Consider the following 4,887-nt stretch of genomic DNA (forward strand, 5'->3'; position numbering starts at 1 on the left):
CTGCGCGACTTCGGAACGCAGCTCGCTGTCGCCAAAGAGGTGGATCTTGCCGGAGGCGATCAGCTCCGTGTAGGTGTCCGAGGATTCGCGGAACTGCCAGAGCTGCGTGCCCTGGTAGGCGTTGATGATGAAGTCCTTGCCGAGCTTTTCGGCAAAGTCGGGCTGGTCGGTGTCCAGCGCGGCAATGGTGGCCATGAGGTGCTGGTTGACGGCCTGGTAATAGGCGATGCGGCCGTCGAGGGTGTCGATGTCGGTGCGGACATCGTCAATGATGCGTGCCTGGTAGCTCTCCGCATTGCGCAGTTCCTGCTGGTCGGCGTTCCAGTTGGAGACCTGCACACCGATGAACACGCCGACCACCACGATCACGAATTCGATGGCGACGGTGGTCCAGTCCTGTTTTCTCAGGGCATTGGCAATGCGGTGCAGGAACATGGGCGGGCCTCCTGGCCAGGAACCAGGCCCTACTATAGATCAGGTCGGCCTGGCCTGACGTGTTGAAATGAATGGCAAATCAGCTCCCCCGCAGGGTTTGCGGCCCCTACACTTATAGAGTCACTTCTCGCGCAGGCCGATCTGGTCGCGCACAAACATTGACGCCAAGTCGCCGTCCTTCCGAGGTTGCCTGTCGCCTCGGAGGAATCGCATGGATACCGAACGTTTTATCGAAGATTGCATTGCTGCACACCAGGAGACCGAGGGCCAGGCTGCGGTGCGCGAGGTGATGGCGCGGGCCGTCGCTGCACCGCGCGCCGTGATCGCGACGCTGGGCGAGCCGGTGGTTGCCGGTCTTGCCGTGCTGCATCGCTCGCCCACGCTGACGATTTTCAGCACGACCTGGACTCCCCAGATGAACCTGATGCCGCACAACCACCTCATGTGGGCCAATATCGCCGTTTACACCGGTCGCGAGGACAATCTCTATTGGCGAGAAACGGAGCAGGGGCTGCGGGCATTCGGGGGGCATAGCCTGTTCGAGCGCGATACCGTGATGTTGCCGGATGATGTCGTGCATTCGGTGACCAACCCGCTGTTGCGATTCACCGGCGCCATCCACGCCTATGGCGGAGATTTCTTCGGGACTACCCGAAGCCAGTGGGATCCCGAGACGTTGGAAGAACAGGTCTCCGACGGCGACCGCATCAGTGCCCTGTTTGATCGCGAAAACCTGCGTCACGCAAAACTGAGCAGGCTGTGAACGGTGGCGGTCCGGTTCTCCGGGCCGGCCATGGCGCCAGGTGGCTGGAATTGCGGCTACGGCCATCCCCTCGATGAACTAGGCTTTGACTGTGTGCAATGACAACCGGGGGGTGTGTCATGGCAAACGATTCCATCCAGGCCAGCGATGCCGACATCGCAGCAGCAAAGGCCTACGAAGACCTTCATGTACCCGCCTTGTTCGAGCAGTTCGCGCCGATCGTGACGCTGGCGGCCAGCGTCGAGGTGGGCGATCACGTGCTGGATGTTGCCTGTGGCACCGGTGTGCTGGCGAGGCACATTGCCGAGTTGACGGGCGAACCCGAGCGAGTGGCCGGGCTGGATGCCTCACCGGGCATGCTGGCGGTGGCCGCGAAGCTGGAACCGCGGATCGACTGGCAGCGTGGCCTGGCCGAAGTCCTGCCTTATGCCGACAAGACCTTCGATGCCGTGGTCAGCCAGTTCGGGCTGATGTTCTTTCGTGATCGGGTGGCGGCCATTCGCGAGATGCTGCGGGTGCTGCGCCCGGGCGGGCGCCTGGCGGTGGCGGTGTGGGAATCGCTGGAACGCTCGGAGGCCTACCCGGAAGAAGTCGCGCTGCTGAAGCGCATGGCGGGTGATGACGCCGCGAATGCCCTGCGCGCGCCGTTCGTGCTCGGTGACAAGGCCGAGCTGCTGGAGCTGTTCGACGCGGCGGGCGTCATCGATGTCGATATCGCCACGCACCATGGCAGGGCACATTTTCCCGGCGTGCGGGCGATGGTCGAGGCTGACCTGCGCGGATGGTTGCCGGTGATGGGCGTGATACTCGACGACGACACGATCGAGGCCATTCTCGCGGCGGCGGGCGAAGCACTGGGGGATTTCGTGGCGGCGAACGGTGAAGTCGTCTTCACTGCGCCGGCGCACATCATTACGGGTCGCAAGCCGCATTAGCAGTCCATGGCAGGCTGTCCAGCCTGGCTTGCCGGGCAGTCGGCACAATGCCCTCGCGTTCGCCGCCTATACTCACAAGGTTGCTTTCCGTCCGGACGATCCTGTCCGGCCATCGGTCTGGACGCCAAGTCGCCGTCACTTCGAGGTTGCCTGTCGCCTCGGAGGACGCATGAAATTCTCGTTTAAAACACCAATCGATGCCGGGCGTCGCCGCCTGCTCGGCGGTCTTGCAGCGCTAGCCGCGCTGTCCTTCTTGCCATTGCCTGCCATTGCCAGGCAGCAGCGCCCCATTCGCACCGGAGGAAACAGCATGGATATAGAACGCTTTGTCGACGATTGCATCACCGCCAATCGCGAGGTCGATGCCCAGGCGGCCGTGCACGAGGTGCTGGCCAGGCAGGTCTCGACACCGGGTGCCGTGATCAAGGCGCTTGGCGAGCCGAGTGCCGCAGGTTTCAACGTGTTGCTGAAATCCGAGTCGCTGACCATCTTTGCGGCGGTCTGGACGCCACAGATGAACCTGATGCCGCACAGCCATTTGATGTGGGCCAATATCGGGATTTATGCCGGCCGCGAGGACAACCTCTTCTGGCAGGAAACGGAGCGGGGCATGCGCGCGGTCGGGGCCGATTCGCTGTTCGTAAAGGAATCCGCCATGTTGCCGGTCGACGTGGTGCACTCGGTGACGAATCCATTGCCCAGGTTCACCGGCGGCATTCATATCTACGGGGGCGATTTCTTCGGGACCACCCGCAGCCAGTGGGATCCCGAAACGATGGAAGAGCAACCTTCGGATGGTGACAAGATTCGCGCCATATTCGATCGCGAGAACGCGCGCTACGCGTCGCGGCAGGGGTGACCGGAGCCCGTGGCGATCAGTCCAGCTTGTTGTTCAGCCGGTGCAGGTGACGATGGGCGATGTCGAACAGCATGCTGATTTCCTGGCTGTCCTCCGCCGAGCAGGCCGCGTCTTGCTGCAGCTTCCTGACGGTGATGGTCTCGATGGTCTGCAGGAGTCGCTGGATTTCGGCGACCAGCTCTTGCGGCTGATCCAGCGTGCTCGACAGCGCCGGCTTCGCTGGTTCATCCAGTGGCGGGCCGGGTGGCCGCGGTGGTTGTTGCTTGCCAAATACGTGCATGGTCCTGCCCTCGCGTTCTCTTATTGTTCTTCTGTTGAATGGCCACCAGCGGTCGCGCCAGCTATGGGCCATCTAACCCAGAAATTAGGCCATAAGTACCAAAAAAGATAGTCGGCAATGGCTTTATTTGGGGAATCATTGCGCGTCCGTGCAAGCTTCGCTTGTACAGCCTGCGCCGGAAAAGTAGCGCGAAAAATTGTCTAACTTATTGGAACTAGTACACATTTTCGGTGAAATATGCTTGAAAGTGTCGGGGTCTTGGTTGAATACTGATATCCCCAACCTCTACCCCGGAGGCGATCATGTCCCGCAAATTCCTCCTTCTCGCAAGCCTTCTTCTTCCGCTCGGCCTGGCCGGTTGTTTCGATGGTGACGGCAGCGGCTCCAGCATGGCGACGGCCGACCTGCGTGTCCTGCATGCCTCGCCGGATGCGCCTGCTGTCGACCTGGAGATCAACCAGCAAGCCTTCCTGGAAAACCAGTACTACCTCAGCGGTACCAGCTACAAGACCGTGCCGGCGGTGGGTTTCGACCTCCGGATCAAGGCGGCCAACGGGCCGAGCCTGCTGGATATCCTGGGCGTGAACCTGGCCGCTGATACCCGCTACACGGCGATTGCCGCCAACACCCTGGCCAACCTGGAAGTGATCGTGCTCGATGACACCACCGCAGGCCCGGCCGCTGGCAACGCCATGGTGCGCGTGGCCCACATGGCCCCGGCTGCTCCAGCCGTGGATGTCTATGCGGCAGCGCCTGGCACCGACATTGCGACGCTGACGCCGGCCGTCAGCAATGCGGCATTCACTGACGCCACCGGTTACCTGGAAATCCCGGCGGGCGAGTACGAGTTCACCGTGACGGCGGCGGGTACGACCAACGTGGTGTACCGCTCGCAGGCGGTGACGCTGGATGACGGCGCGATCGTGACCGCAGCTGCACTCGAGCATCCGCACGATGATGTCTCGCCCATCCTGCTGGGACTGCTGACGGGGCAGGCGGCCGATCCCATCCTGCACGTGGTGGACCAGCGCGCTGCCCTGCGCGTCGCACACCTCTCGCCGGATGCGCCGAATATCGATGTGCTGATCGATGACGTCGTGGTGCTCAGCAATGTCGCCTTCGGCACGATCTCCGGTTACCAGCTGAGCGACTCCTCGGTGTCGAACCTGAAGGTGAACCTCACGGGTACCAGCACCACGCTGATCGACCGCGACATCAATCCGCTGGCCGACGTGTCCTACACGGTGTCGGTGGTCGATTTTGCAGCGAGCGTCAGCACCATTGCCTCGGCAGACAACCTTTCCGATCCCGGTGCTGGCCAGTCCAAGCTGCGCGTGGTGCATGCATCGCCAGACGCTCCGAATGTCGATGTCTACATCAATGGCGTGCGCGAGGTGCCGAACATTCCGTTCAAGGAGATCTCGAACTACCTCCTGATGCCCTCCGGCGTGACCAACATCCGAGTGGCGGTTGCAGGCAGCAACACCACCGTGCTGTCGGCCAGCCCGGACCTGGCGGACGGTGGTATCTACACGCTGTTTGCTGCCGACGAGGTGGCGAGCCTGCAGGCGATCCTGGTGCAGGACAAGTAAGCGCACGTTGCGAATGAAAAACC

The 4,887-nt window shown here is 62.2% G+C and carries 6 protein-coding genes; 4 read left to right on the top strand and 2 right to left on the bottom strand.

Going from position 1 to position 4,887, the window contains the following annotated elements:
- Positions 1-435: DUF6090 family protein (locus tag R3217_10240; protein MDX1455820.1), on the bottom strand; the 435-nt coding region annotated here is incomplete at its 3' end.
- A 211-nt stretch (positions 436-646) separates the two neighbouring features.
- Here R3217_10240 and R3217_10245 point away from each other — a divergent pair.
- The 3 genes from R3217_10245 (at position 647) to R3217_10255 (ending at position 2,992) form a co-directional block, all read left to right on the top strand.
- Positions 647-1,198, top strand: coding sequence for a hypothetical protein (locus R3217_10245; protein ID MDX1455821.1), 552 nt, complete (start codon positions 647-649; stop codon positions 1,196-1,198).
- 119 nt (positions 1,199-1,317) lie between these two features.
- Entirely contained in the window at positions 1,318-2,133 is an 816-nt protein-coding gene (locus tag R3217_10250; GenBank protein ID MDX1455822.1) for a methyltransferase domain-containing protein, read from the top strand.
- Positions 2,134-2,302: 169 nt separating this feature from the next.
- Positions 2,303-2,992: a hypothetical protein gene (locus R3217_10255; protein ID MDX1455823.1), complete on the top strand. Its 690-nt coding sequence runs from the start codon at positions 2,303-2,305 to the stop codon at positions 2,990-2,992.
- A gap of 16 nt (positions 2,993-3,008) precedes the next feature.
- Here R3217_10255 and R3217_10260 read toward each other — a convergent pair whose 3' ends face one another.
- The gene (locus R3217_10260; GenBank protein ID MDX1455824.1) at positions 3,009-3,272 is read right to left on the bottom strand and encodes a hypothetical protein; all 264 of its coding nucleotides are present in this window, start codon (positions 3,270-3,272) and stop codon (positions 3,009-3,011) included.
- A gap of 302 nt (positions 3,273-3,574) precedes the next feature.
- Here R3217_10260 and R3217_10265 point away from each other — a divergent pair, with 302 nt between their 5' ends.
- Entirely contained in the window at positions 3,575-4,864 is a 1,290-nt protein-coding gene (locus tag R3217_10265) for a DUF4397 domain-containing protein (protein ID MDX1455825.1), read from the top strand.
- Positions 4,865-4,887 lie beyond the last annotated feature (23 nt).

This window comes from Gammaproteobacteria bacterium (assembly GCA_033720895.1).
Taxonomy (GTDB): Bacteria; Pseudomonadota; Gammaproteobacteria; order Natronospirales; family JAJUFS01; genus JAWWBS01.